This is a genomic window from Imperialibacter sp. (assembly GCF_040222815.1).
GTDB lineage: Bacteria > Bacteroidota > Bacteroidia > Cytophagales > Cyclobacteriaceae > Imperialibacter.
Genome location: NZ_JAVKCH010000015.1, coordinates 128089 through 149568, shown reverse-complemented (window position 1 = coordinate 149568; position 21480 = coordinate 128089). Strand labels below are relative to the sequence as shown.

Sequence of the window (21480 nt, the reverse complement as noted above, 5' to 3'; positions counted from 1 at the left end):
ATTTACTGGATCATAGTGTTCATATTCTTTCGCCAATGTGGGTCAGTATCCCAAACTCATCAATTCCGGTTTCATAGAACCTGGCCGAAGAGTATTTATAGTCTTCTGGCCTTTCTGCCAACCGCCAATGTTCCTGCAAAGGGTTATTATGGATATAGGTGAGCTTTTGGTGGATGAATTTATCGGAGTATAAGTGAATCGGAAGCGAATGCCTCATCCAGATATTGTGAGAGCGGCTAACCGAACGAACTTTGAAATCTAAAAGTAGCTTTGGATTGGCCTTTTTTATGTCGTTGAAAATCATGTGACTGGTGAATTTCATAAAACTAGTATGGGGGAGTTCTTTACCATTCAATGCCAGCATCTCCCAAATGATATGGAAGTGGTTAGGCATGATAACGAAGCCGTATACGATCAACTTCCCGTTTTGTATTAAAAACATTAGGCTTTCAATCAGCACTTCTTTGTACGAGTCTTTCGAAAGAACGGGTTTCCAATCCTTGATGGTAGCGGTGTAAAAGTAGATGTTGTTCAGTTCCATTTTTTTGATCGGGTGTGAAGACACACCCTAAAACGAAAAGCGTTAAAAATAGAAACAATCGATGGCGAATACAGCCAAGAACCTAGCTCCCTTAACTTAGCCCAAAAGGGTGTGTCTTCACACCCGCAACGAGCGTCGAAAAAATAGGCGTTCCAGTGTGAGCTTCCCCACACTGGTACTAACACAGCTAATTGAATTCCAATGTCATTTGACCTTTTTCATTTGAGGCGGTTGGCGCTTCATTAAAAGGTGGATGATGTTTGGAAACTTTTTGAAATGGCGCTTTAGAAAGCACCTTATTTTTTCCCCTGCCAATGTACTTTACAAGTAAGGCACTTTCGGCTTTGAAGTCCTGGTGATAACGATGCTGAACAAAAGCATTGTATAAAGAGCCATAGATTTTGCTGTCGAAATCGGCGCCGATTGTCATATGAGGATGATCGGTAAACGTCATATTACTGATGTCGATGCCCATGTCTTTTGTGATAGAAAGAAAGGCATCATGAAAAAGTCTGTTCCTTTCCTTCAACAGCCTGGCGTTCTCCACTTTGATAAATAGCGTGCGACTTTGTGGAAAGTGCGAAAAGCCATTAAGCGACACATCAAAAGTGTCCAGATAAGTACTGGCCCTTCTCAATGCTTTGATTAACTGCTGCTCGTCGGCCACATCAGCTTCAAAGGAAAAAAGTGAAATATGTGCGTCTGAGGTAATGAACTTGAACTTCCCAGCTCTCTGCTGGATATACAGCTTGCATTGGTGCACATAGGAAGCCACCGGCTGTGATGCAGGAAGCTGAACTTTATAGAACATTTTCATAGCGGTAGTATTTACTATCAAATTTAGTAATACTAAAACGATATGCAAAAAATATTGGCATAATTTACTATAAAAATTAGTATTCAGCTATGGTTACTCAAAAGACGCATCAGGTGGCAAGAAACGCAGGAGCCCTGGTTTTGAATTTTTAGGGGTTGGTATTTGAAGCTTATTTGCTATTTGTCCTTTGCTATTTGTCCTTTGTCATTTGGTGCTTAGAGAAGGTGCAACCAAAGTCACGAAGGGGGTGTTGTGTTTTTTAAATTTCGGGGACAGGTGTTTGGGGTTTATTTGTTATTTGTCTTTTGCCATTTGCTGCTTCCCCCTTTACTCTAGTTCTTTCATAGGATCCCAGAAAAACTTTTCAAACCCTACAATCTTGTCATTTGTCACCTCGATGCCTTCAGCTTTCAGTAGTTCCTCCATTCTGGAACCTCCAAAGTGGTGTTTGCCGGAAAGTACACCCACCCGGTTCACCACCCGGTGTGCAGGCACATCATCGGGCATGCCAGCGCTGTTGACTGCCCAGCCCACCATGCGGGAGCTGCCTTTGGTGCCAAGATAGTTAGCAATGGCGCCGTAGCTGGTCACCCGGCCTTTGGGAATCAGCCGGGCTACTTCATACACATCCTGGAAAAACGACGTCTTGTCTGCTGGCATAGGAGACTCAAATATTACATCTTGCAATATCTTATTTTGACCAGGCAAAACAGAAATTGTTATGCAGAAAGTTGTGCTGATTACAGGAGCCGGAGGAAATCTTGGCGAAGCTGTTGTAAATGAGTTTTCAAGCTTAGGCTACAAGGTGGTGGGTACTGCGGTGCCAGGTCGCTTGCCTGTGGGCGAGACCAAAGCCGAGTTTGTCGAGGCCGACTTGACCGACGAAAAAGCCGCCTCAGATGCTATTGATAAAGTAGTAGCCAAACATGGTCGCCTCGATGCGGTGATAATGTTAGTTGGTGGATTTGCCATGGGGAATATTGAAGACACTGGTGGTGCCGAACTTGACAAAATGCTCCATTTGAATTTTCATACGGCCTATTTCACTGCCAGACCAGCGTTTCGAGCGATGGCAAAAACAGGTGGAGGCAGATTGGTGTTTGTCGGTGCCAGGCCAGCCCTTCAGGCTTCTGCCGGAAAAGACACCTTGCCTTATGCGCTTTCGAAGTCGCTGCTGTTCAATCTGTCCGACATCCTGAACGAGTCGGGTAAAGGCAAACATATCACTTCAAGCATTGTGGTGCCCAGCATCATCGATACGCCTCCCAATAGAAAGAACATGGCCGACGCCGACTACAACAAGTGGGTGAAACCTGAAAAAATTGCCAAGACCATTGGCTTCATTTGTTCAGAGGAGGGCGATGCTTTGAGGCAGGGAGTGTATAAAGTTTATGGCGATAGCTAATTGAACATTGCAGATGAAACCTGTTGGCCCAATTTGGGGTTGGCATAAGGTTAGGTTTTAAATATTACTGATGTTAGATGTATTTGTGATAGGGGCAGGCCCCATTGGTCTGGCCTGTGGAATTGAGGCTCAAAAGAGAGGCCTGAGTTACGTGATTGTGGACAAGGGCTGCCTGGTCAACTCTATTTATAACTACCCGGCCAATATGACCTTCTTTTCCACGTCGGACAAATTGGAAATAGGGGAGGTACCTTTCATTTCTCATAATCCCAAACCTACCCGACCAGAGGCGCTTGAGTACTACCGCCGGGTCACTAGTTCCTGGAAGCTTAATGTGCGGCTGTACGAGCCTGTCAATAGTGTGGAGAAGAAGGGTGATTTTTTTGTCATTTCCACCTCCAAAGCCGCTTTTGAAGCCCGCAATGTGATCCTGGCCACGGGGTTTTACGACTTGCCATTTTTACTGAATGTGCCGGGAGAGGAGCTGCCCAAGGTGCGGCATTATTATACGGAAGCGCATCCTTATTTTGGCATGAAGGTTTTGGTGATTGGGGCGGCCAACTCAGGGGTGGATGTGGCACTGGAAACCTATCGAAAAGGAGCGAAAGAAGTAACGATGGTGATCCGGGATGAAGTAATTGGCGACCGTGTGAAATACTGGGTGAAACCGGACATTGAAAACCGGATCAAGGAAGGCTCCATCAAGGCGTATTTCAAGTCGCAGGTAGTGGCCATCCGGGAAACTGAAGTCGACATCATCACGCCGGAGGGAATGAAGACGCTGGAAAACGACTTTGTGCTGGCCATGACGGGCTACCAACCCAGCTTTACCTTTCTTAAGAGCATGAACATTGAAATTGGTACCGATGATTTTCAAACCCCGGAGCATGACCCAGAGACCATGGAAGCCAACGTGCCGGGCATTTACCTGGCAGGCGTTATTTGTGGGGGACTGAAAACCAATAAATGGTTCATCGAAAACTCGAGGGTGCATGCGGAGGTGATTATGGAGAAAATTGGGAAGAAGCAGGTGGTTTGAGGGTTTACAGCTCAACAATTTCCATCGCAGCCGTTGCGAGCTTCTTATCCAATGTCCACAAATGGTGGTTTCCTTTTAAGATCAGGGAAAGCAGGGCACAGTCGATCAGCCCAATTCCTTTACTGAAAAGCCTGTATTGGTTGGACAGCTTTCCGGCTTCAATGAAAAGCTCCGTTTCGTCTTCTTTCGGGAGGTTCCTCCAGTAAGTATCAATAATACTTTTTTCCCGATCATTTTTTACTCCTTGCCACAACTCTCCAAAAACAGGGCTTGCAGCCACTACATTTCTGTTCTTAAGCTCAAGCACCATTGTGTCAGCGATTTCGGGTGTTTTTCCTTTGAGAAACTCTATCCAAACTGACGTGTCGACCAATATCATTTTCAGGCTGATGTTCTGTTGAGCTTGCGTGCCTTTTCAGCCGAAAAATTGCTTTGAAAGGTCAAAGGGGCTTCAGTTACTAAATGGGTGACTTCTTCAATCTTTTTTTGTGCTACCCATTCTTTCAGGGCAATGGTGATGCTTTCGGTAATGTTTTTACCGTGACTGAACTTTTTTACCTCATCAATTAAGTCATCCGAAATCAGGGCTGTCACTTTCATTTGATATTGCTTTATCCAAAAATACGATAGACTATCGTATTATCAAATTACAACCACTCCTGGCTGTTCTTCGTTCCTTTCTTTTTAACTTCACCATCATTTTTTACATCGGTTCTTTATGGAAAACCTCGAAGCACTCAAATTTCCCATAGGAGATTTTGTCCCGCCAAAAGACACTTCGTCCGGCATGCGCAGCCACTGGATAGAAGACATTGCCCATTTGCCCTCGCAATTGAGGACTGCAGTCGTGGGCCTTTCTGAGAACCAGTTGGAAACTCCCTACCGCCCCGGCGGTTGGACGGTGCGGCAGGTAGTGCACCACATCCCTGATAGCCACATGAATTCGTATATGCGTTTCAGATTGGCGCTCACCGAAGACAACCCAATCATCAGGCCCTATGAAGAACAGCTATGGGCTGAGTTGCCTGATGCGGCGCATGGGGAGATAGATCTTTCACTCGATTTGTTGGAAATGCTACACAAGCGATGGGTGGTGCTATTAAAAGCGATGTCTGAAGAAGACTACCAAAGAACTTTTGTGCACCCTGCCTCCGGAAAGACCTCCAGGCTGGCCACTGTGCTGGCTATGTACTCCTGGCATGGTCGGCATCACCTGGCGCACATTACGGAGCTGAAGAAGAGGATGGGGTGGTAGCATAGCAGCTTTCCGAATCACAGGTCGAGTCTTTTAGATTTGGCGTTGATCAACTCCTGGAAATTGACCTTCAAGTCTTCAGGCAAAAAGCTTATCTCAATGAAATTCCTCCACCGGGCTAGCGAGTTGGAAAATCTCCTGTAAATATTGTCTACGGCTTTTTTTTTGATGGCGGCAGATAACATAGCAGTGTCGAAATCAGCTTTTTTCAGTTTTTTCTTTTTTCCGTTTAACGTCAGCGCAAGTTCTTCGTCATCTTCCGGCAACACCAGGGCCGATGCTACAAGGTCATAGGCGGGGCAAAGATTATAATCCATTCCGTCGGATTTCAACAAGGAAAAATTCTTGAGATGCATGTCATTGTTGCCTGTTAGAAAGCAGAAGATGACCTGCTCGTAGAAATTGATCACATCGAGACCTGGGTTTGCTGAGTACCTAAGGATTGTTTTCGCAATCTGTTCGTAAGACCCCTTGTATTTGTGCTCGGTAAGCCTTTCCGTCAGTTGGCACATGTCTTCCATATGCAGTTTCTTGGCAGCGACACTTTTTCCTGATGCCTTTTTTCTATCTATTCGTTTGGTGATGTAGGCCAGCTGCCCTGATTTGAGACTTATTAGCGAATGCTCCACTGTATTGATTCCGCTAAGGGCTGCCATATGCATAGTCAGGTCTTCATTTTCCGGCAGGTGCTTAAATGCTTCTGTCTGCGGCTTCAAAATGTACTCTCCCCATAGCCCCACTATGGTAAACCTTTCCGGAACCTCACTATTTTTTATTTTCTCAATATTCAGAGAGAGCTTCGGCTGAACGCCAGTGACTGCTTTGTGGCTTTTGATAACCTGTTCCGCAAGTTTTAACATATCGTTCTCTGTGAAGGGTAGTTCAGGAGGGGCAGCCGTCCCAAAAAACTTCTTACTACACGATGGATGGAAACCAGCATCCCCTGCTTGAGTCGCCAGGTCTTCTCCATTGAGAGGCTGGTAGCAATAGAGGCATGATTTTCTATTCATTCTCTTCAGCGTCTACTGGTTCAACAGAAACAGCCCCGATACAGTCATTGCAGGTGGCCAATAGCAAGCTCATTCTGTCACGGGCATTGATTTTCCAGCTCTTCTCGGCTATTTCCAGCAGCCAACCTTCAGGGATCAAGCCATCAAAAAAAGGAAACAACATTGCGCTGTGGTAAGCTTTCTCTTTAAGTGGCATGGTCAGGCTGATGGGCTCTCCTCCTTCAGTGACGTACTCCTTTTGGTAGGCAAAATGGTAGCCATCATTGTCCTCCGTCAGCACCCCTGCCCACTCGTCATGCATGTATATTCTAGCTTTTTTCATCGAGTAGCTTGCTTCTGTTAATAACTGTCGGCCCGAGTTCATATCCAAAGAGTTTCAAGACCTGATTGACTTTGTCCATTTGCAAAGATTGCTTCCCTTGTTCCATCTCACGCACAAACCTCAGTCCCACACCAGCCTTTAATGATAGCTCCTCCTGGGTAAGTCCTGACGATTTTCTTTTGTCTTTAACGAATTGGCTTAAGTCTGTGCTCATAAATTATACCTTTTCGGGTATAAATATAAGAAACATTTTCAATTTTATACCTGAAAGGGTATAAAATAGTTAGATAAGCTTGAGATTGTACCCTTTAGGGTATAGTCTTGATGAAGACAGAAATAGATATACCCAATCGGGTATAAAATAGCAGCGATTACTGCAACATGCTTTCGGCACTTTGGAGGGTTCTATCTGCAAACGATCCTTTAGAAGACATCATTCATCGATCAGCTTTTACCTCGTATATCAATTCTGTTAACTATCTTTCTTGCACATTACCTGTTTAAGCAACATCCTATGAAAAAACTTTCACTTCTGTTCATCCTGATCCTCCCCACGCTGCTCCTGGCGCAGCAACCCAATCAATTCCTTCTTTTCGACACAGAATTCACGTACACCAAAGAGAGCGCCGACAATTCCACCCCCAGCAAGTCGCACTATTATGTAAAAGGCGACATGCTGAATACCCAGCGGCCCACCGACTGGACTTCACCTGTTGACTACCGCAATGGTACGGTTCATATCCGCCTGGAAGTGATGGAAAAGCCTGCCGGTGGTTACCCCACACAGTGGACGCTGTGTTATATTCCCAACAAAGGCCAGGGCAATGGCTACGGCTGCACCAATACCGGCCTTTATACGAAGGAGGGCATTTACGAAGTCGACGTACCCATGACTTCTTTTTGGGAAAATGAATCCATTATTTGGAGTGAAGGCATCAAACAAATGGATCTGGTGATCAAAGACGACAGCGGGGGGCAAGGTCACGCCCACAAGCGAGCCGACCATGAACACTTTTTCCCGACCAAAGTGCGGATCACCATGGTGCAGGTAGCAGCGGGAGCGACGTATGATGCTACTATTGTGCCTGATAGGCCAGTTGACTTCCAAAATAGATAGCTTTCGGAAATGATTAGATTTGTGGACACGGTCAAAAGGGTGACTGCTTATAAGTGCTACTATCTGACTCAAAAAAACACAAAAGTGAGAGAAAAATTATACATTCTTACACTAGCTCTGGTGTTCACTGGCTCACTAGCCATGGCTCAATGTGTTGAATCAGAAAGGGTGTCAATTGCCGTAAGGAGCGGAGCCAATCTTCAGAAATTTGATGAGAGAGGCTCCGATGGGCGCATTCAAAAAAATTACTTACTACCAGGAGTTCATTTCGGCATGAATGTGAACATACCCGTGAGCTCAGACTTCCATTTTCAAACGGGATTTCTCATTGTCACTAAGGGATCTAAAAGTGTTGGGGAAACAAGCACCACTACCCGGCTGTCCTATCTCGAAATGCCCTTGGATCTGGTGTACAAAAAGCCATGGGGCAATGGATACATTATGCTCGGCTTTGGCCCATATGTTGCTCGTGGCTTCGGAGGCCATGTTACTACTGGTAGTGGTGCAGTCGAATTCTCACGTGATATCAAGTTTACCGATCCGGCGAAAGACGATGGCTTATCCTGGACTCCATATTTTGAACGGATGGATGTTGGTGCCAATATGTTCGTTGGGTATATGATGTCCAGTGGATTGTTCTTTCAGGTTAACACTCAGCAAGGCCTTGTCAAAATCAACCCAACATACAATCAATATCCCGGTGACAGATCCAGCATAAAAAATATGGGCTTTGGGGTGTCGCTTGGCTATAAGTTTTAGGCCAAGCTCTTCAAAGTAAGTTTCCAAAGGGACTACTCATTCATTGGGATTCGTTGTTTGTCCTTTCTGTGGTTTTCAAACATCTCAATAGCAGCCTTCAGCATGCCAATTAAACCGATGCCCAACACAACGACTCCAAAAGCGAGCTCTTTTATTATATCGTTTTCAGAAGCGAAGTAGCCAAACATTCCAAAGGCAAGCACTCAAAGGAATCGGCCACGTCAAAAAGGCCCTCAGATTTTCTAGCAGTAGCGCACACTCTGCGCTTCGATCAATGCGTGATTTATACAACTCTAATGGAGACATGTGTAACTCGCAGCAGCGTCATTGCGCCTACTTTTGATAAAAATATTCCTTCTCTCCAAAGGTGGGGTCTTATCCAATCTGAATACTTCGAGGTGATCCCCTGCCGCATCAATCATTAAGTAGCTAAGTATGAAAAATTCAAGTAAGACTTTGATCTTCTTTTTAAGCGTGGCTTTAGTTTTCTCTGGCTGCGCTGCCAACAAAACCAAGAAAGGGGCAGCTGTTGGCGTTGTTGGTGGAGGTGCCATGGGTGCCGTTATTGGCCGGGCGTCAGGAAACACTGCGTTGGGTGCCATTATCGGGGCTGCCGTCGGAGGCACTGCCGGCGCTTTGATTGGCAACAAAATGGACAAGCAAGCGGCTGAATTAGAAAAAACCGTTCCCGACGCCAGGGTGGAACGAGTAGGGGAAGGCATTGTCGTAGAATTCAGCAGCGACGTGCTCTTCGGATTTGATAAATCCGACCTTTCTTCTGAATCAAAGACTTCGCTGGATAAGCTGGTGAAGGTGCTCAACGCTTATCCCGACACTGATATTGAAGTGCAGGGGCATACTGACAGTAAAGGGTCTGAGTCTTATAATCAGGGTTTGTCGGAAAGAAGGGCAAGCACCTCTTCAAATTATATAAGGAGCCAGGGAATCAGCTACAACCGGGTGCGCATCAAAGGTTTTGGCGAATCGGTACCGAAATACAACAATGGTACGTCTAGCGGACAAGCTCAAAATCGCAGGGTTGAATTCCTGATCACTGCCAACGAAAAAATGAAGGCAGAAGCTGCCAAAGAAGCTTCCAATTAATTCAAACGATCAAAAAAACAACAAAATGAAAGCAAGACAATTATATACCTTACTTGCCCTGGTCTTCGCCACGTCAGCGACCATGGCTCAAAGTACGGCATCAGAAAAGGGCGGCGTGGCGATTCTTGGAGGAGTCAACTTCCAGAATTTTAATGGAAAAGATTTCAACGGCGACAAACTGGAAAATGATTTGCTGGCGGGTTTTCATGCTGGCCTCAATGCTCAAATACCTATTGCTCCTGAGTTTTACTTTCAACCAGGGCTAATGTTCAGCACCAAGGGAGCCAAAAACACAACGGGACAAGTGACAAGCACTTACAGGCTCTCGTATTTGGAACTGCCTTTGAATCTGGTGTACAAAAGCCAGGTAGGCAATGGCTATATTATGTTAGGCTTTGGGCCATACGTGGGGTATGCTGTGAGTGGTAAGGCTACCTACGTATCTGGTTCTGTCGAAGTCAATAATGACATTGAATTCACCAATGAAGTTAATGACGGCGATGGATTGTTAACACCCTATTTTAAGCCGCTCGATTTTGGGGGAAATATTCTGTTTGGGTATGAGATGGTCGGCGGTTTGTTTTTTCAACTCAACTCGCAGCTTGGAATGGTGAAGATCAATCCAGACGATAACAGAATATCCGACAATAAAACCAACATAAAAAATACAGGTTTTGGCCTTTCAGCCGGCTATCGGTTTTAAACGAAATACCTTTTAAAAGGAATGCCAGAAGCCCCTCTGTTCCCTGATAGGATCAGAGGGGTATTTTTATTGCATTCGCAAAAACCGCTCGCCCCTCCAGCCATCCCGTAGGAATCTTCTACTTTAAGACAAGTCCACTCCTCCAAGCCTTTCCTGTGTTGCCACCAGCTAGCGCTTTAGGCACCACCAACCGGGATTATTCACCATTCAAAAACTCATCTATTACTGCCAGCGTCAGCTCGGTAGTTTTGCTCCTTGTGTAAGACCCTTCTACCTGCCCCATGTACGAGCCGTGGTTGCCGGGCAGTATCATCAGCCTGGCATTGGTTATAAGGGAAGCTATCAGGGCGGCATGTGTATTTTGCACCACATCCTGGTCGCCATTGATAATGAGCGACGGAGCTTGAATCGATTGCAGCAAAGCCTCATCCCAATCCTGAAAGCCGAGCATCCGATTTTTGTCATGATTGAACATGGCAAGGAGTTTAGTAGAGTCAGGATTGATTGCCCAAAACGCTTCTTTCAGGTCGGCTGGCATATTATCGAGGCTGGCATGCTCCATGCCATCAAAAAACCCCGGAAACATGCCTTCTCTTTTGAAAAAAGCGGACGCTATGATCAGCTTGTTTACCATTTCAGGGTGGCGAATGCCAATTTGCATAGTGGTATTGCCGCCATTGCTAAAGCCGAAAAAGGAGGCTTTGTCAATGCCCAGATTTTGCAGCAGTGTCGCCACATCATCAGCATCCTGCTCGAAAGTTTCCGGCGCATCCCGGTCGCTGGTGTGGCCATGGGCCTGTAGCTCAACGGCAATCAGCATGTTGTTTTTCGCCAGGTCGGGGATAATATTGCCGAAGGTGGTTTGTATGGTGGAGCCTCCTCCATGAATGAGCACAAGTGGGTCTCCCTCACCATGTATTTCGTAGTACATTTTTAGTCCATTGACATCCGAGTAGCCACTTTCGAAAACCATAGCCTTTTCAGTTGGGGTTGATGATTCTATTGGCTTATTGTTATGTGTGCCGCAGGAGGCCAGCAGCGCCACTGTGATGCCAAGGCTCAGCATCATCGGTTGAGAAAAATTCTTCATCGTTGTCATTTTTTTGTAACAAACTGTGTCAGGTATTGGGCAAGTTTTTCGACGTTTTGCTTCAAGCCTTCGTCGGCTCCGTACTTCTTAACTACCTCTATGAATTGCTCCCTGCTTTCGAACAGCATATGCCAGTTCATCAGAGTTTTGGCCCCCTGGCTTTCAAACTCTACTGTTGTTAGAAACGATGGAGAAGAGACGTGCTGATACACAATCTTTTTGTGCTTGACTAGTTCTTTGAAAATACTTTCGTTGGGATAATCGGTGCCGTCAGGCCCATGCATCACCAGCGTCCATTGACCACCGACTTCCACGTCCATCTGACTGATGTCGGTTGTGAAGCCGTTAGGCCCCCACCAGTTTTTCAGGTGATTGGGGTCAGTCCACACCTCCCACATCAGCCCAATGGGGGCGTCGAACAGCCGGGAAATACGGAGCTCCCTGTCCGAAGTGTCTGTAATTTTCTCTGCCATGTTCTGTTTATTTTTGTTTGTCCAGGAAAGCCGCCAGTGCTGCGAATGTGCCTTCAAACCCCTCGTGCATGCTTTCATTGATTGAGACAAAGCCATCTATTTCTGCCTGACTGGCATAGATGGGTTCGCCGGTCAGGTGAATGGTGGTCTTTCCATTCGTTTCCGTAAAGCGAAGGCTGTAGAATATTTCTAGCGGCAAAGTCACATCGAATGGTGCCGGAATCGGCTTGCCCTGCTCATCGGCAAAGGCATTGGAATACTCAAGCAGGTCGTATGGCTCTATGGTTTTGAAAAGAAACCTGGCATAGTTCACATTGCCGTTAAAATCCATTTTAAAATGAAAAACACCACCGGGTCGGAAATCGAGACTAATGGCGCTGTTTTTCGTTTCCACCGGCCCCCACCATTCGTTGAGCGCTTCGGCTGTGCTGAAGGCATTGAAGACAAGCTCCCTGGGAGCGTTTAATTCGTATGACAGCCTTAGCTTGTCTTTGTGTGAAATTGTTGGTGCATTCATTTGTCTGTCTTTTTTTCTGATTGAATTTTGATCAAGTATTTATCAAGCGAATCGAACTTGTCCATCCAAAACTGCTTGTATTGCTCGATCCATTGCGAAGCTTCAGCAAGGCCTTCCAATTTGGCCTCGCAGTAGCGCTCTCTTCCCTGCTGCCGAATGGAGATGAGCCCGCACTCCTGTAGGATCTTTACATGCAGCGACACCGCCTGCCGGCTCACATCAAATTTCTCCGCCAGCGCATTTACGTTGAGCGACTCGTGGGCCACCATGCCAATAATTTCCCTGCGGGTGGGGTCTGCTATTGCCTGAAATACGTCTCGTCTGGCCTCCATAATATGCAAGTATTTGCTTGCAAATATGTACGCAAGCATTTACTTGCGCAATAATTGAGTCGAAAATTTTTTCCGTGGCAGAAAAAAGGCCTTCCAAAAAAGCGGAGGCTTAAAACATCCCAATGGAGATGCGTATGCAAAAAGTAAGACGGAAAAAAGGGTAGCTATATCTGTATAACTACCCTTCCAGCTAAGCTCCGACCTGCTTTTCCTCAGGTTGGGCAGACACGTCTTTGAAAAGCAGCATCTCGCCAATTCTTGCCGAAGCACCATCGTAAAAGCCATTTTCTCCCTGGAAATCTTTCGGATTTTTGAACGTTCCGAAAATGTAGTCGTAAATGGGGAAATCAGAGTAGTTGTATTTATGCACCCCACGTGCATGGTGTACTGCATGCTGCTCGGGCCTTTGAATAAAATAGCCCAGCCACACGGGCGTTTTGATATTGGCATGCTGGAACTGGCTTAAAAAATTCAGCGAGAAGATAATAATGCTGATAGCCGGGGCCGAAAAGCCCATAAAAAATACAAAGCAAAAACTTCCCAGCAATGTAAAGCCAACCATGTCCATGATGCTGAAGTAATAGGTGCTCGGAATATCAATTCTCTCGGCGCTGTGATGCATCTGATGACCTACCCTCCATAGAAAATCAGATTTGTGCAGTGCCTGATGATAGAAGTAGAGCAGGAACTGGTAAAATAACAGACCGATGACTACCTGAACAGTAGTAGGCATCCAGGTCAGGTTGAGCAACTGATAGCTTGCCAGAAATTCATCGGTAAAATACGGCAAATAAGAACCCAGGTAAAAAAACACAACGAAAGCGAGCAGACCTCTCGGCGTTGCATATTTGATTTTAGGCATGTTTTTGTTCCTGGGAAAAAGTTGCTCCCACACAAAGAGCAGCGTAAACATCCCGATAACGATGAGTGAAACGGGGTCAAGAAGAATTTCTAACGGAGTCGGCATAAAAAATAGTTTAAATGAAAAAATAGATCTAACTAAACAGACTAGTCGGTGCAAATATAAATATATTTATTTTTATACCAACTAGTCTGTTTAAATTTTTATATTTGACTTATGGCTAGAGACGGGAAGCCCACTCGGGACAAAATATTAGCAGAGTCTAAGGCGCTCGTGCTGGAAAATGGATTTTCCGGCACTTCAATAGATCAGATTCTTCTACGCACCAACATTACAAAGGGTGCATTTTTTTATCATTTTAAGTCGAAAGCTGACCTGGCCAAGACTCTCATTGATGATTTTTCAAGCGAGGATCTGGCGGATTTGGATGAAGCGCTAAGGGAAACAGAAGCATTGACTGGCGACCCATTGCAGCGGCTTCTGCAGTTTATCCAGCGCTATATTGACATGATGGCCAAACTGGAGAGTCCCTACCCAGGCTGTCTGTATGCCTCCTATATTTATGAGCCCAGCCAGTTTAGCGATGATATAAAGGAGAAAATATCCTCTTCTATTCTCACGTGGCGAAGGGAGCTGGGGGGCATGCTAGACGAAACGCTGAAAACCCACCGAATGAAAATTCCAGTTGATAAGGAATCCCTTGCCGATCAGTTTACAGTAATACTTGAGGGAGCTTTCGTCGTTTCTAAGGCATTGAACGAGCCTCAACTTACGGCCCACCAGCTGCAGCACTTCAAAAACTATGTGGAACTGATGTTTGAAAAAAGAGCCTGAGTCGATTCAGTTTGATTTCCTGAAAGGTTGAATAGTGGCTGCCCTTGCCTTCCCCACATCTGCCATCCCGCACGAATCTTCTGCGCCAATAAAGCCACTCTTTCAAGTCCTACAAAGTGGTGCCCACAGCGCTAGCTGGTGGCACCACGGGCCCTTACTTCTCCGGCGCATCATGCATCAACTGTAAACCAATGGAAGTCCTCGGTTTGAAACCCGTCCACACCTCTTCGCTCGAATTGACCGGCACATCAAGGAATTTCTTGTAGTCGGCCATGCCCTTCAAATGCATGCCCAGAAACGCTGTGACAAAATGCTGGTTGATATTGTTGATCCGGCGCATGTCCCAAACGGAGTCGGCATAGCGCAGATACTCGTCGATATTCAATCCAGGCTGCATGGCCTCTGCCGGCGGGGGGTTGGGTGCCACATTGTGCCGGGCGTCGATATAGGTGAGCAGGTAGCGGTCGGAATTGACAGCCCCGTCATAAGTCGCCTTAATGCCTTTTTCGTAGCCAGAAATATCATCCTTACTACCAGCCACGAACAGCGACGGAATCTTGATGCCAGCCAGTCCTTCGGCATCCCAAAGCCCTCTTTCCATGCCCCAGGGCGCAAAGGCCACAATCACCTTTATTCTTGGATCGATGGACGCTTCAAATGCTGCATTGCCTCTCATTCGAACGTTCAAAGCCTTGCTGCCACCCGTCATGCCCCCAAATAGCCCCACGGCTTGCGGACTGTAGCCACCACCGGCCACATTCACAGCACCATAGCCACCCATCGAATAGCCGACGAGCGCTGTGTTGTCGGTATTGACAAGACCTGCCAGAAAAGAGCTTTTGTCTTTGCTAAGCCTGGCCATTTCGTTCAGCACAAAAAGATCATCCAGCGAGCGATTGAGCAGGGTGCTGGGGAAGCCCGCTGCATCTCTGAAGGTAGATTCCATGTGATCGATGGACACGACCACGTAGCCTTTGGAAGCCAGGTTTTCTGTGAGGTAGGTCATCAGGTAGCGGGAACCCGTGTAGCCGTGCGATACGATAATCAGTGGATAGGGACCATCTTTCAGCAGGGGAGCCGCTTTGCGGGTAGCTCTGCCCAAAAAGGTAAAAGGGATGATGGGACGGTTAGGATTGCCATTTTGGCCCATTACCTCATCGTAGGTAATCACTGCGGCCGGAGCACCGGTGGGGTACCACACCTCGAGTGTGAGCTTTCTGTCGTACCGAGCAATGCTGTCTTTGGCATAGCTCAGCACATCCACCTGGTTTTTGTTAACTACCTCAATGGTTTGCACACCTATGGCATAACCGCCTCTCGCCGATAGCTCCGGGGCATCGGGCAGCGCATCGCCGTAGATGAAGGTTTTCTGGGTGCTTTGGCTAAAAGCTGGCTGGTAGATGCTAGAAACTGCAAGAAGCAGCAAGATGAAGAGGGTAGAACGACGTATCATATGTAGTTGAAGTAAGTAGGGTTTCAATATAGAGAAAACACGGGAATTGGGGGAAGGTTTTGGAGGAGGAGGTGTTCAACGGCTTTGCAGGTTTTCTAACCTACAGTTGGGGTAACTAGTTGTTGCTGTCGCAAAAGCGAAAAAAATCACTTAAAAGAGATTCTAGATCAAAACTTAGGCTGCTCCTTTTAATCACCTTGTACTGTCCATTCTCCCTCCATTCAAGAATCCAATCGGGAGCGCAAAAGTGCGAACGGTTGACCATCTCTATATTTTCTGAAATGAAAGGCTCTAATTCCCCGACTTTAAGATAAGTTATGAGATTAAAATTTCTTTGAAATAGTGAACTGTCTAGTATAAGGTCACTGGTCTGAAATCTAAATTTCAGAGAATCTGTGATCGCCGATTTCTTAAAAATGTCACTCTTGTAAGTTGGCCATACTTCTTCTCCCATTTTTTTGATTTCCCTTCGCAATTTCGAGATCTCCCGGCTAGTTAATTTTTCCTGATTGAAGTATGATAGTTTATATGAATTGTCAGCTTCGGTCTTACAAACCGCCCGATACCCATTTGGAGAACTCTGAACTCTAAGTATTCTGCTGACATCGTGGCACGGAAAATAACAAACTCGAAGCATTACGGACTCCGCCTCTTCAATTACTGGCTCTTCAAAAAGCAAAAGTCTGATCCTATTTCGCTCTAAGTTTGACCAGAATACGAATTTTTCACCCACCCTTTCCGCAGTGTCAATTTTTCCTTCAGAGATGAGGCGTTTCAGGGTTGGCGTGAAATAGTGTACTGTGTCAGTCACAGCACCGGAATAAATGAACCTAGCTGGTTGGCCCCGAACCTGAAACAGGACTGCCATAGTCAAAGCAATCAAAAAGCTATTCTTCATTCGCAAGAGTTGGTAGTAGAAATCGAATATAAGAACTGTCTACCTCTTCTAATATTATTTGCATCATTCATGATATTGCTAGAGTGTTCAAGTTTGCGAGTTGACATAGCGCAACCGCCCAAATCACCTAGTTTGTTCATTTTCTTATTGCCTCGTCGGCTCCCGGGACTTCCAGATCGGTGACGTGCATCCTTTAAACCTCCTGCTATTTTCGTACCTTTTACCCTCCACTTTCCAAATGCGCTATGACCCGATCACTAATTCTAATTTCCTTAACCCTTCTCATTTTCCAACCCGTCTCGGCCCAAAACTACGACGAAGCCAAAGCAGGTACCTACACCTTACCGCCGCTGTTAATAGACAGCAACGGCGAAGCAGTCAAGAACAAAAACCAATGGAAAACGTCAAGAAGGGCAGAGGTGCTACAGCTGTTTGAGAATAATGTGTACGGCACGATGCCGAAAGTATTCGACAGTGTTTCTTTCAAGGTCGTGAACGACCAGCCCGGTGTGATGCAGGGGGCGGCGCACCTGAAGGAAACCGAGGTGACCATTTACAACAAGGGGGAGCAGGCCACCATCCATGTAGTGCTTTTTACGCCCCAACAGGCGAAAAAGGCAGTGCCCACTTTTCTGCTGATCAATAACCGAAGTCCGAAAAACACACTGGCCTCCCGAGATACCATCATGGGCTTCTGGCCTGCCGAGCAGGTGATTGCAGCGGGCTACGGCATTGCTGCCTTCCACGTAAGCGATGCTGCGCCAGATGACAAAGACACTTATCAGAATGGGCTGCTGCGGCTTTTTCCGGATGAACTCACCAGAGACAACGGTATGAAGGCCATCGGGGCCTGGGCCTTTGGTGCCAGCCGGGTGCTGGATTATTTCGAGAAAGAAGATTTGGTGGATCACAAGAAAGTCATTGTAGTCGGTCACTCCCGTGGAGGAAAGGCTTCTTTGTGGGCAGCGGCGCAAGACCAGCGCTTTGCCATGTGCGTTACCAACTGCTCAGGCAACACAGGGGCCGCTTTGTCAAAACGGAATTTTGGAGAAACTGTGGAGAAGATCAATACCGCCTTTCCCCATTGGTTCAACACCAATTACAAAAAGTACAATGGCAACGAAGCGGCACTTCCTGTCGACCAGCACATGCTGATTGCACTGGCGGCCCCACGGCCCGTGTATGCCACCAACGCCACCGAAGACCTCTGGGCCGACCCAACGGGCACCTACCTGGCGATGCGAAACGCTGAGCCGGTGTTCAATTTGTATAGTCCCCAGTCGCACCTACCCACCACACCACCAAAGCCGGACAGTCCCATCACTGCCTGGCCGCTGTCGTACCACAACCGCACCGGTATTCATGACCTTACTTTTTATGATTGGGAGCAGTTTGTGTTGTTTGCCGATAGGTATTTGAAGTGATGTCGTTCTGATTGGGCGTCTTCGCCCATCTGTGCGCCATGTCAGAGGCACAGTCCCATCGGGACGAACCATCGGTAAACACTAGTGCGCTTACTACACTCATGCAAGTGCCGTAGGTACGGCATATAAAACCAGTGCAGGCGGCACTTTACTCGTAGTCTTCCCTGGCCCACTTCACAGTGGGTTCAAACCATTCTTTCATCAGCACAAACAGGAACCCATGCTCTTTGCCAGTGTTGAGCTCTATGTTTTTGAAGTGCGCTATATGGCAGGTGGATTTTTCTATCCTGCCAGCCAGAGATACCGATCCCCGATCAGACTTTTCGTTGATTGCCAGGATATTGCCACACAAGTCGATGTCAGGAATTTGCTCCACCAGCCCTTCATAAGAGCTACCGATAAACACAAAATTCAGCTGCTCATTTCTGGCATAGGTCGAAACATACTGCGCTATGAATCCGCCCTTAGACGTTCCAACGACAGTGATTTTGCCTGGCTCAACACCCATTTGAAGCAAGCTGTCGATCTGCTCCTTTACTTGGCGGGCGTAAACTTTCTCGTCGGTATTGGTCTTTCTTTTTTCGCTGATCACCGTAAACCCCTCCTTCTTGAAAGCGTTCACAATTTCCCGGTATTCGGCTTTGCCGTATTTGGGATGACCTTCATTAAGCTCATGATCTTCTATCCACTTGTTGTGCAGAAAAAACAGGTAGCGCTCGTTGTTGGCAGCGTACGAAAACAGCGAAGAGCAAAAAATAACCACGATAAGTGTAAATTTCATACCGACTCATTTAGAAGAAACCGAATATAGCACTTCGGGCTATAATGACAATTACTCTAAACCCACCCTTTGCCGCTTTGGTTCTTATGATCGGACAAACCTTAAAAGTTCATCGAGCCGACCTTTGTCAGCCTCTTTTAATGCAAGCAAATATTCTTTCCTGATGTCGCTTAGCTCGGCAAGATCGCCAGCTCCCCAGGTAAATACGGGTTGCTTATATATTTTGTCAATAATTACGTCTGCCATTAATCGACTATGCCGACCATTACCATTTGGAAAACAATGGATGCTGACAAGCCGATGTTTAAACCGTATGGCCGTCTCATCCGGCGAATAGGTTTCGTTTTCAATCCAAAACGCTGCGTCGTCACAAAGTGCCTTTAGAGCCGTGGCGATCTGCCATTTGTCTATCCCAATATTTTTATCTGTCCTTCTAAATTCACCTGCCCAGCTCCATACATTTTTATACATCCGCAGGTGAAGGCCTCGTATAAACGACTCAGTTAAAATTGTTTCAGACTTGAAAGATCGTCCCAGTGTCCACTGAATGGCATCTTCAATGTTTTGCTGTTCGAATTCATCCAATTCAGTCCTTGTTGTTATCGTTTCTATCAAAAGTCCCACCCTCTCCTCCTCATCCAGTGGAGTCTGACCGTTGATGTATTCAAAGTCTAATCCCATAACACTTTTGGCATTTCACTTTTCAGCGCAGATGCTCTTTCCGATATGGCCGTCCTTAACCTTGACTCTGAATTTTCCTGAGCTTCCAGTTTCATGGTATTGGAAGTTCGGCGCACAATTTTCGTAGCGAGTTCTCTGGCCTTTCTTTCAACCAGAGCATCCAGTGAGCCATCCTTTGGCACAAAACCATACACCAAATCCATATCCAGGGCATTGGCCGCTTCACGCAATGACTTGATGGTGATGCTGCCATTTTTCTCCCTGTTCTCTATTTCAAGGACGCTCTGCCTGGTTATGGAGAGTTTGGTAGCCAATTGCTGTAGCGAAATACCTAAGGCTAGCCGAACCGCTTTTATCCAACCCGTTGGAGGAATAGGTGTGCTTTTGATGCTCGAATATACCTTTAGTTTTCTTTCAAGTTGATCCAACTGTAGACTTCTAGCTCTCATTGTGTAAGGGTATAGACTGACTTTTATAATGTAAAAGTAAGGTTATACTTTGACAAAATCAAAAAAATTGTCAGCTAATGACCTGACAAAAAAATTGCGCCTGGTCATATCAAAGTACTAAGCGTGGGAATAGCTTCACGAACCACGGGATTTTTTGGAGCGAGATAGGCCAGCTTACTCCAAAATCACCTTCTCCAGCTTCTCCTCTACTACTTTGCCATCCTTCATCGACACGAAGTAGCAATTGGCTTCGGGCTTCGTGGCGACCACTTTGAAAGGCTTGCCGTTTTTGAAAATAATCCCCGAGTAATTGTCCATGGCGTAGCCCGCTTTGAAAATGCCAGTTTCGATGTTCTTCATGTACAAGGGGCGGCGAAATTCCTCGGCGTCGTAGTGTGGGCTATGGCTGTAGGGAAGAAAGCCTAACCCTTCTACTACACTGAGCTCGATAGGGCGGGAGTCGGTAGTGCCGTTGTCGAACCAGCAGAGGGAGCCAGCGCTGCCACCCGCCAGGATGATTCCTTTTTCCAGTGCTTTTTTGAGGACCACATCAATACCCTGAGCCTTCCAGATGGCCATCATATTGAGAGTGTTGCCACCGCCTACATAGATAGCATCAACATTGAGCAGCACCTCTTCAAACGTCTGCTTTTGGTTATATGAGCTGATCCATACTCGTTGCACCGATGGCTCTACTGACAGGTCATGAACCAGTTCATAAAAGCGGATAATCCCCTGCTGGCTGTCGCCAGAGGCAGTAGGCAGGTAGCAGATCTTCGGCCGTTCTTTCCCGGTTAGCTTAATGATTTCTTTGATGAACAGTTTGTTCTGCCCACCGCCAAAAGGGAAAATGTACTGATCCTGGGCAAGAGCGAAGCCTGTTGCAGATAGAATGGCGAGGCTGAGTAGGATTAATTTTTTCATGGATTGGCTTTGGTTCAAAACACAATGTAGCCAGCCTCCGGAATTTGAACAAGTGCTTTTCTATGGCCTGCCCAAGTGATTACTTTTCTAGTGAACGTTACTCACAGACAACTTACCTATTAGCTCTCTTGCCTTGTCTTTGTCCGTACTATGAATTTCCCCCATTTTCAATTCGACCATGTCTTTGGTCAGCGTAGCTATTTTATGGACCCGTGCTATAGACGGGAGTTTTAGACCTGCATTTTCCCAGTTGGTTAAGACAATATCGAAAGAGCTTTGGTATAACCTGCTGGTGATTCGGCAAACGATAATGTCGCCGTCTTCAAAATCGTTGATGACTAGTGCAGGCCTTCTTTTTGATGCAGAGTTATCGGTGAAGGGAAATTTCAGGAGCACAACGTCACCAAAACTTAGCCTACTCATCTATTTTGTACGTATCGTAAATGGCATCAGCCTCATCGTAACCCTGAAGAAACTTTTCAACCACAATCTGCCCCAGCGCACCTTCATCACGAATGGGTGACTCTTCCAGTAAGATAATCACTCTCGCAGCTCCATCTTCAGACTGAGCAATTTCTTCCTGAAGCTTCGAGGGAATATCGATCTTATTCTTTTTAATCTTGGTTGTGAATTCAAATGCCTTCATACACCATGGTTTTCTCAAATATAACGAATAATGTCTTTTTGTGG

General features: G+C 46.3%; 31 protein-coding genes. 9 read left to right on the top strand and 22 right to left on the bottom strand.

Annotated elements, in window-relative coordinates; translation table 11 throughout:
* Positions 1-19 precede the first annotated feature (19 nt).
* From RIF36_RS05190 to RIF36_RS05180, 3 genes are all read right to left on the bottom strand, one after another.
* Positions 20-541, bottom strand: coding sequence for a transposase (locus tag RIF36_RS05190; protein ID WP_350125965.1), 522 nt, complete (start codon positions 539-541; stop codon positions 20-22).
* A 187-nt stretch (positions 542-728) separates the two neighbouring features.
* A complete protein-coding gene (locus tag RIF36_RS05185) occupies positions 729-1358 on the bottom strand; it encodes a 2'-5' RNA ligase family protein (RefSeq protein ID WP_350125961.1) in 630 nt (209 codons plus the stop codon).
* Positions 1359-1685: 327 nt separating this feature from the next.
* Positions 1686-2018 carry an MGMT family protein gene (locus tag RIF36_RS05180; RefSeq protein WP_350126651.1) on the bottom strand — a complete coding sequence of 111 codons (333 nt, stop codon included), beginning with the start codon at positions 2016-2018 and terminating at the stop codon, positions 1686-1688.
* A gap of 61 nt (positions 2019-2079) precedes the next feature.
* On the opposite strand from RIF36_RS05180, the gene RIF36_RS05175 reads away from it, so the two are divergent.
* Together RIF36_RS05175 and RIF36_RS05170 are read left to right on the top strand one after the other, a co-directional pair.
* Complete coding sequence (locus RIF36_RS05175; RefSeq protein ID WP_350125958.1) at positions 2080-2763, top strand: SDR family NAD(P)-dependent oxidoreductase; 684 nt, start codon at positions 2080-2082, stop codon at positions 2761-2763.
* Positions 2764-2833: 70 nt separating this feature from the next.
* Entirely contained in the window at positions 2834-3802 is a 969-nt protein-coding gene (locus RIF36_RS05170) for a YpdA family putative bacillithiol disulfide reductase (protein WP_350125955.1), read from the top strand.
* A gap of 4 nt (positions 3803-3806) precedes the next feature.
* Here RIF36_RS05170 and RIF36_RS05165 read toward each other — a convergent pair whose 3' ends face one another.
* Positions 3807-4181 (bottom strand): PIN domain-containing protein, encoded by a 375-nt coding sequence (locus RIF36_RS05165; RefSeq protein WP_350125952.1) that lies wholly within the window; start codon positions 4179-4181, stop codon positions 3807-3809.
* Positions 4182-4183: 2 nt separating this feature from the next.
* Positions 4184-4402 carry a DUF2191 domain-containing protein gene (locus RIF36_RS05160; RefSeq protein ID WP_350125949.1) on the bottom strand — a complete coding sequence of 73 codons (219 nt, stop codon included), beginning with the start codon at positions 4400-4402 and terminating at the stop codon, positions 4184-4186.
* A gap of 118 nt (positions 4403-4520) precedes the next feature.
* Here RIF36_RS05160 and RIF36_RS05155 point away from each other — a divergent pair, with 118 nt between their 5' ends.
* Positions 4521-5057 carry a YfiT family bacillithiol transferase gene (locus RIF36_RS05155; RefSeq protein ID WP_350125946.1) on the top strand — a complete coding sequence of 179 codons (537 nt, stop codon included), beginning with the start codon at positions 4521-4523 and terminating at the stop codon, positions 5055-5057.
* A 17-nt stretch (positions 5058-5074) separates the two neighbouring features.
* Here RIF36_RS05155 and RIF36_RS05150 read toward each other — a convergent pair whose 3' ends face one another.
* From RIF36_RS05150 to RIF36_RS05140, 3 genes are read right to left on the bottom strand one after another with little or no spacing between them, the layout of a single operon-like run.
* The gene (locus RIF36_RS05150) at positions 5075-6067 is read right to left on the bottom strand and encodes a HipA domain-containing protein (protein ID WP_350125943.1); all 993 of its coding nucleotides are present in this window, start codon (positions 6065-6067) and stop codon (positions 5075-5077) included.
* Positions 6060-6389: a HipA N-terminal domain-containing protein gene (locus RIF36_RS05145; protein ID WP_350076155.1), complete on the bottom strand. Its 330-nt coding sequence runs from the start codon at positions 6387-6389 to the stop codon at positions 6060-6062. The genes RIF36_RS05150 and RIF36_RS05145 overlap by 8 nt, the downstream gene beginning before the upstream one ends.
* Positions 6376-6603: a helix-turn-helix transcriptional regulator gene (locus RIF36_RS05140; RefSeq protein ID WP_350125940.1), complete on the bottom strand. Its 228-nt coding sequence runs from the start codon at positions 6601-6603 to the stop codon at positions 6376-6378. Before RIF36_RS05140 ends, RIF36_RS05145 begins: the two co-directional genes overlap by 14 nt.
* A 300-nt stretch (positions 6604-6903) precedes the next feature.
* Between RIF36_RS05140 and RIF36_RS05135 the strand changes: the two genes are divergently transcribed.
* A complete protein-coding gene (locus RIF36_RS05135) occupies positions 6904-7506 on the top strand; it encodes a hypothetical protein (RefSeq protein ID WP_350125937.1) in 603 nt (200 codons plus the stop codon).
* Positions 7507-7590: 84 nt separating this feature from the next.
* The gene (locus RIF36_RS05130; protein WP_350125934.1) at positions 7591-8265 is read left to right on the top strand and encodes an outer membrane beta-barrel protein; all 675 of its coding nucleotides are present in this window, start codon (positions 7591-7593) and stop codon (positions 8263-8265) included.
* A gap of 32 nt (positions 8266-8297) precedes the next feature.
* Here the strand turns inward: RIF36_RS05130 and RIF36_RS05125 are convergent, their stop codons facing one another.
* The gene (locus RIF36_RS05125) at positions 8298-8468 is read right to left on the bottom strand and encodes a hypothetical protein (protein WP_350149318.1); all 171 of its coding nucleotides are present in this window, start codon (positions 8466-8468) and stop codon (positions 8298-8300) included.
* A gap of 232 nt (positions 8469-8700) precedes the next feature.
* Here RIF36_RS05125 and RIF36_RS05120 point away from each other — a divergent pair, with 232 nt between their 5' ends.
* Together RIF36_RS05120 and RIF36_RS05115 are read left to right on the top strand one after the other, a co-directional pair.
* Entirely contained in the window at positions 8701-9369 is a 669-nt protein-coding gene (locus RIF36_RS05120; RefSeq protein WP_350076165.1) for a YiaD family glycine zipper/OmpA-like lipoprotein, read from the top strand.
* Between the two features lie 25 nt (positions 9370-9394).
* Positions 9395-10072: a porin family protein gene (locus RIF36_RS05115; protein WP_350125931.1), complete on the top strand. Its 678-nt coding sequence runs from the start codon at positions 9395-9397 to the stop codon at positions 10070-10072.
* Between the two features lie 196 nt (positions 10073-10268).
* On the opposite strand, the gene RIF36_RS05110 is transcribed toward RIF36_RS05115, so the two are convergent.
* From RIF36_RS05110 to RIF36_RS05090, 5 genes are all read right to left on the bottom strand, one after another.
* Positions 10269-11162, bottom strand: a complete 894-nt coding sequence (locus tag RIF36_RS05110; protein WP_350121583.1) for an alpha/beta fold hydrolase — start codon at positions 11160-11162, stop codon at positions 10269-10271.
* Between the two features lie 5 nt (positions 11163-11167).
* Positions 11168-11635, bottom strand: coding sequence for an SRPBCC family protein (locus tag RIF36_RS05105; protein WP_350076173.1), 468 nt, complete (start codon positions 11633-11635; stop codon positions 11168-11170).
* A gap of 7 nt (positions 11636-11642) precedes the next feature.
* Positions 11643-12152: an SRPBCC family protein gene (locus RIF36_RS05100; RefSeq protein WP_350076175.1), complete on the bottom strand. Its 510-nt coding sequence runs from the start codon at positions 12150-12152 to the stop codon at positions 11643-11645.
* The gene (locus tag RIF36_RS05095) at positions 12149-12484 is read right to left on the bottom strand and encodes an ArsR/SmtB family transcription factor (RefSeq protein ID WP_350076177.1); all 336 of its coding nucleotides are present in this window, start codon (positions 12482-12484) and stop codon (positions 12149-12151) included. Before RIF36_RS05095 ends, RIF36_RS05100 begins: the two co-directional genes overlap by 4 nt.
* Before the next feature lie 190 nt (positions 12485-12674).
* The gene (locus RIF36_RS05090) at positions 12675-13451 is read right to left on the bottom strand and encodes a sterol desaturase family protein (protein WP_350076179.1); all 777 of its coding nucleotides are present in this window, start codon (positions 13449-13451) and stop codon (positions 12675-12677) included.
* A gap of 111 nt (positions 13452-13562) precedes the next feature.
* Here RIF36_RS05090 and RIF36_RS05085 point away from each other — a divergent pair, with 111 nt between their 5' ends.
* Complete coding sequence (locus RIF36_RS05085; RefSeq protein ID WP_350076181.1) at positions 13563-14180, top strand: TetR/AcrR family transcriptional regulator; 618 nt, start codon at positions 13563-13565, stop codon at positions 14178-14180.
* 154 nt (positions 14181-14334) lie between these two features.
* On the opposite strand, the gene RIF36_RS05080 is transcribed toward RIF36_RS05085, so the two are convergent.
* Together RIF36_RS05080 and RIF36_RS05075 are read right to left on the bottom strand one after the other, a co-directional pair.
* Complete coding sequence (locus RIF36_RS05080) at positions 14335-15633, bottom strand: alpha/beta hydrolase family protein (RefSeq protein WP_350076183.1); 1299 nt, start codon at positions 15631-15633, stop codon at positions 14335-14337.
* A gap of 115 nt (positions 15634-15748) precedes the next feature.
* On the bottom strand, positions 15749-16531 hold the full coding sequence (locus RIF36_RS05075; RefSeq protein WP_350121581.1) for a hypothetical protein: 783 nt from the start codon (positions 16529-16531) through the stop codon (positions 15749-15751).
* Between the two features lie 245 nt (positions 16532-16776).
* Between RIF36_RS05075 and RIF36_RS05070 the strand changes: the two genes are divergently transcribed.
* Entirely contained in the window at positions 16777-17955 is a 1179-nt protein-coding gene (locus RIF36_RS05070; protein WP_350076186.1) for an alpha/beta fold hydrolase, read from the top strand.
* A 148-nt stretch (positions 17956-18103) separates the two neighbouring features.
* On the opposite strand, the gene RIF36_RS05065 is transcribed toward RIF36_RS05070, so the two are convergent.
* The 6 genes from RIF36_RS05065 to RIF36_RS05040 form a co-directional block, all read right to left on the bottom strand.
* Positions 18104-18736, bottom strand: a complete 633-nt coding sequence (locus RIF36_RS05065; RefSeq protein WP_350076188.1) for a lipase family protein — start codon at positions 18734-18736, stop codon at positions 18104-18106.
* A gap of 84 nt (positions 18737-18820) precedes the next feature.
* Positions 18821-19417 (bottom strand): mobile mystery protein B, encoded by a 597-nt coding sequence (locus RIF36_RS05060; RefSeq protein ID WP_350076189.1) that lies wholly within the window; start codon positions 19415-19417, stop codon positions 18821-18823.
* Entirely contained in the window at positions 19408-19866 is a 459-nt protein-coding gene (locus RIF36_RS05055; RefSeq protein ID WP_350076191.1) for a mobile mystery protein A, read from the bottom strand. Before RIF36_RS05055 ends, RIF36_RS05060 begins: the two co-directional genes overlap by 10 nt.
* Before the next feature lie 174 nt (positions 19867-20040).
* The gene (locus tag RIF36_RS05050) at positions 20041-20790 is read right to left on the bottom strand and encodes a Type 1 glutamine amidotransferase-like domain-containing protein (protein ID WP_350076193.1); all 750 of its coding nucleotides are present in this window, start codon (positions 20788-20790) and stop codon (positions 20041-20043) included.
* Positions 20791-20877: 87 nt separating this feature from the next.
* Entirely contained in the window at positions 20878-21213 is a 336-nt protein-coding gene (locus RIF36_RS05045; protein ID WP_350076195.1) for a type II toxin-antitoxin system PemK/MazF family toxin, read from the bottom strand.
* A complete protein-coding gene (locus RIF36_RS05040; RefSeq protein ID WP_350076197.1) occupies positions 21206-21436 on the bottom strand; it encodes a hypothetical protein in 231 nt (76 codons plus the stop codon). Before RIF36_RS05040 ends, RIF36_RS05045 begins: the two co-directional genes overlap by 8 nt.
* Between the last annotated feature and the right edge of the window lie 44 nt (positions 21437-21480).

Coding starts and splice junctions, on each gene's coding strand:
- RIF36_RS05050 (WP_350076193.1), bottom strand. CDS start 20,790: ATGAAAAAATTAATCCTACTCAGCCTCGCCATTCTATCTGCAACAGGC.
- RIF36_RS05185 (WP_350125961.1), bottom strand. CDS start 1,358: ATGAAAATGTTCTATAAAGTTCAGCTTCCTGCATCACAGCCGGTGGCT.
- RIF36_RS05155 (WP_350125946.1), top strand. CDS start 4,521: ATGGAAAACCTCGAAGCACTCAAATTTCCCATAGGAGATTTTGTCCCG.
- RIF36_RS05065 (WP_350076188.1), bottom strand. CDS start 18,736: ATGAAATTTACACTTATCGTGGTTATTTTTTGCTCTTCGCTGTTTTCG.
- RIF36_RS05110 (WP_350121583.1), bottom strand. CDS start 11,162: ATGAAGAATTTTTCTCAACCGATGATGCTGAGCCTTGGCATCACAGTG.
- RIF36_RS05040 (WP_350076197.1), bottom strand. CDS start 21,436: ATGAAGGCATTTGAATTCACAACCAAGATTAAAAAGAATAAGATCGAT.
- RIF36_RS05120 (WP_350076165.1), top strand. CDS start 8,701: ATGAAAAATTCAAGTAAGACTTTGATCTTCTTTTTAAGCGTGGCTTTA.
- RIF36_RS05105 (WP_350076173.1), bottom strand. CDS start 11,635: ATGGCAGAGAAAATTACAGACACTTCGGACAGGGAGCTCCGTATTTCC.
- RIF36_RS05180 (WP_350126651.1), bottom strand. CDS start 2,018: ATGCCAGCAGACAAGACGTCGTTTTTCCAGGATGTGTATGAAGTAGCC.
- RIF36_RS05115 (WP_350125931.1), top strand. CDS start 9,395: ATGAAAGCAAGACAATTATATACCTTACTTGCCCTGGTCTTCGCCACG.
- RIF36_RS05175 (WP_350125958.1), top strand. CDS start 2,080: ATGCAGAAAGTTGTGCTGATTACAGGAGCCGGAGGAAATCTTGGCGAA.
- RIF36_RS05055 (WP_350076191.1), bottom strand. CDS start 19,866: ATGAGAGCTAGAAGTCTACAGTTGGATCAACTTGAAAGAAAACTAAAG.
- RIF36_RS05080 (WP_350076183.1), bottom strand. CDS start 15,633: ATGATACGTCGTTCTACCCTCTTCATCTTGCTGCTTCTTGCAGTTTCT.
- RIF36_RS05165 (WP_350125952.1), bottom strand. CDS start 4,181: ATGATATTGGTCGACACGTCAGTTTGGATAGAGTTTCTCAAAGGAAAA.
- RIF36_RS05090 (WP_350076179.1), bottom strand. CDS start 13,451: ATGCCGACTCCGTTAGAAATTCTTCTTGACCCCGTTTCACTCATCGTT.
- RIF36_RS05085 (WP_350076181.1), top strand. CDS start 13,563: ATGGCTAGAGACGGGAAGCCCACTCGGGACAAAATATTAGCAGAGTCT.
- RIF36_RS05100 (WP_350076175.1), bottom strand. CDS start 12,152: ATGAATGCACCAACAATTTCACACAAAGACAAGCTAAGGCTGTCATAC.
- RIF36_RS05060 (WP_350076189.1), bottom strand. CDS start 19,417: ATGGGATTAGACTTTGAATACATCAACGGTCAGACTCCACTGGATGAG.
- RIF36_RS05160 (WP_350125949.1), bottom strand. CDS start 4,402: ATGAAAGTGACAGCCCTGATTTCGGATGACTTAATTGATGAGGTAAAA.
- RIF36_RS05070 (WP_350076186.1), top strand. CDS start 16,777: ATGACCCGATCACTAATTCTAATTTCCTTAACCCTTCTCATTTTCCAA.
- RIF36_RS05140 (WP_350125940.1), bottom strand. CDS start 6,603: ATGAGCACAGACTTAAGCCAATTCGTTAAAGACAAAAGAAAATCGTCA.
- RIF36_RS05190 (WP_350125965.1), bottom strand. CDS start 541: ATGGAACTGAACAACATCTACTTTTACACCGCTACCATCAAGGATTGG.
- RIF36_RS05095 (WP_350076177.1), bottom strand. CDS start 12,484: ATGGAGGCCAGACGAGACGTATTTCAGGCAATAGCAGACCCCACCCGC.
- RIF36_RS05145 (WP_350076155.1), bottom strand. CDS start 6,389: ATGAAAAAAGCTAGAATATACATGCATGACGAGTGGGCAGGGGTGCTG.
- RIF36_RS05075 (WP_350121581.1), bottom strand. CDS start 16,531: ATGAAGAATAGCTTTTTGATTGCTTTGACTATGGCAGTCCTGTTTCAG.
- RIF36_RS05045 (WP_350076195.1), bottom strand. CDS start 21,213: ATGAGTAGGCTAAGTTTTGGTGACGTTGTGCTCCTGAAATTTCCCTTC.
- RIF36_RS05170 (WP_350125955.1), top strand. CDS start 2,834: ATGTTAGATGTATTTGTGATAGGGGCAGGCCCCATTGGTCTGGCCTGT.
- RIF36_RS05135 (WP_350125937.1), top strand. CDS start 6,904: ATGAAAAAACTTTCACTTCTGTTCATCCTGATCCTCCCCACGCTGCTC.
- RIF36_RS05150 (WP_350125943.1), bottom strand. CDS start 6,067: ATGAATAGAAAATCATGCCTCTATTGCTACCAGCCTCTCAATGGAGAA.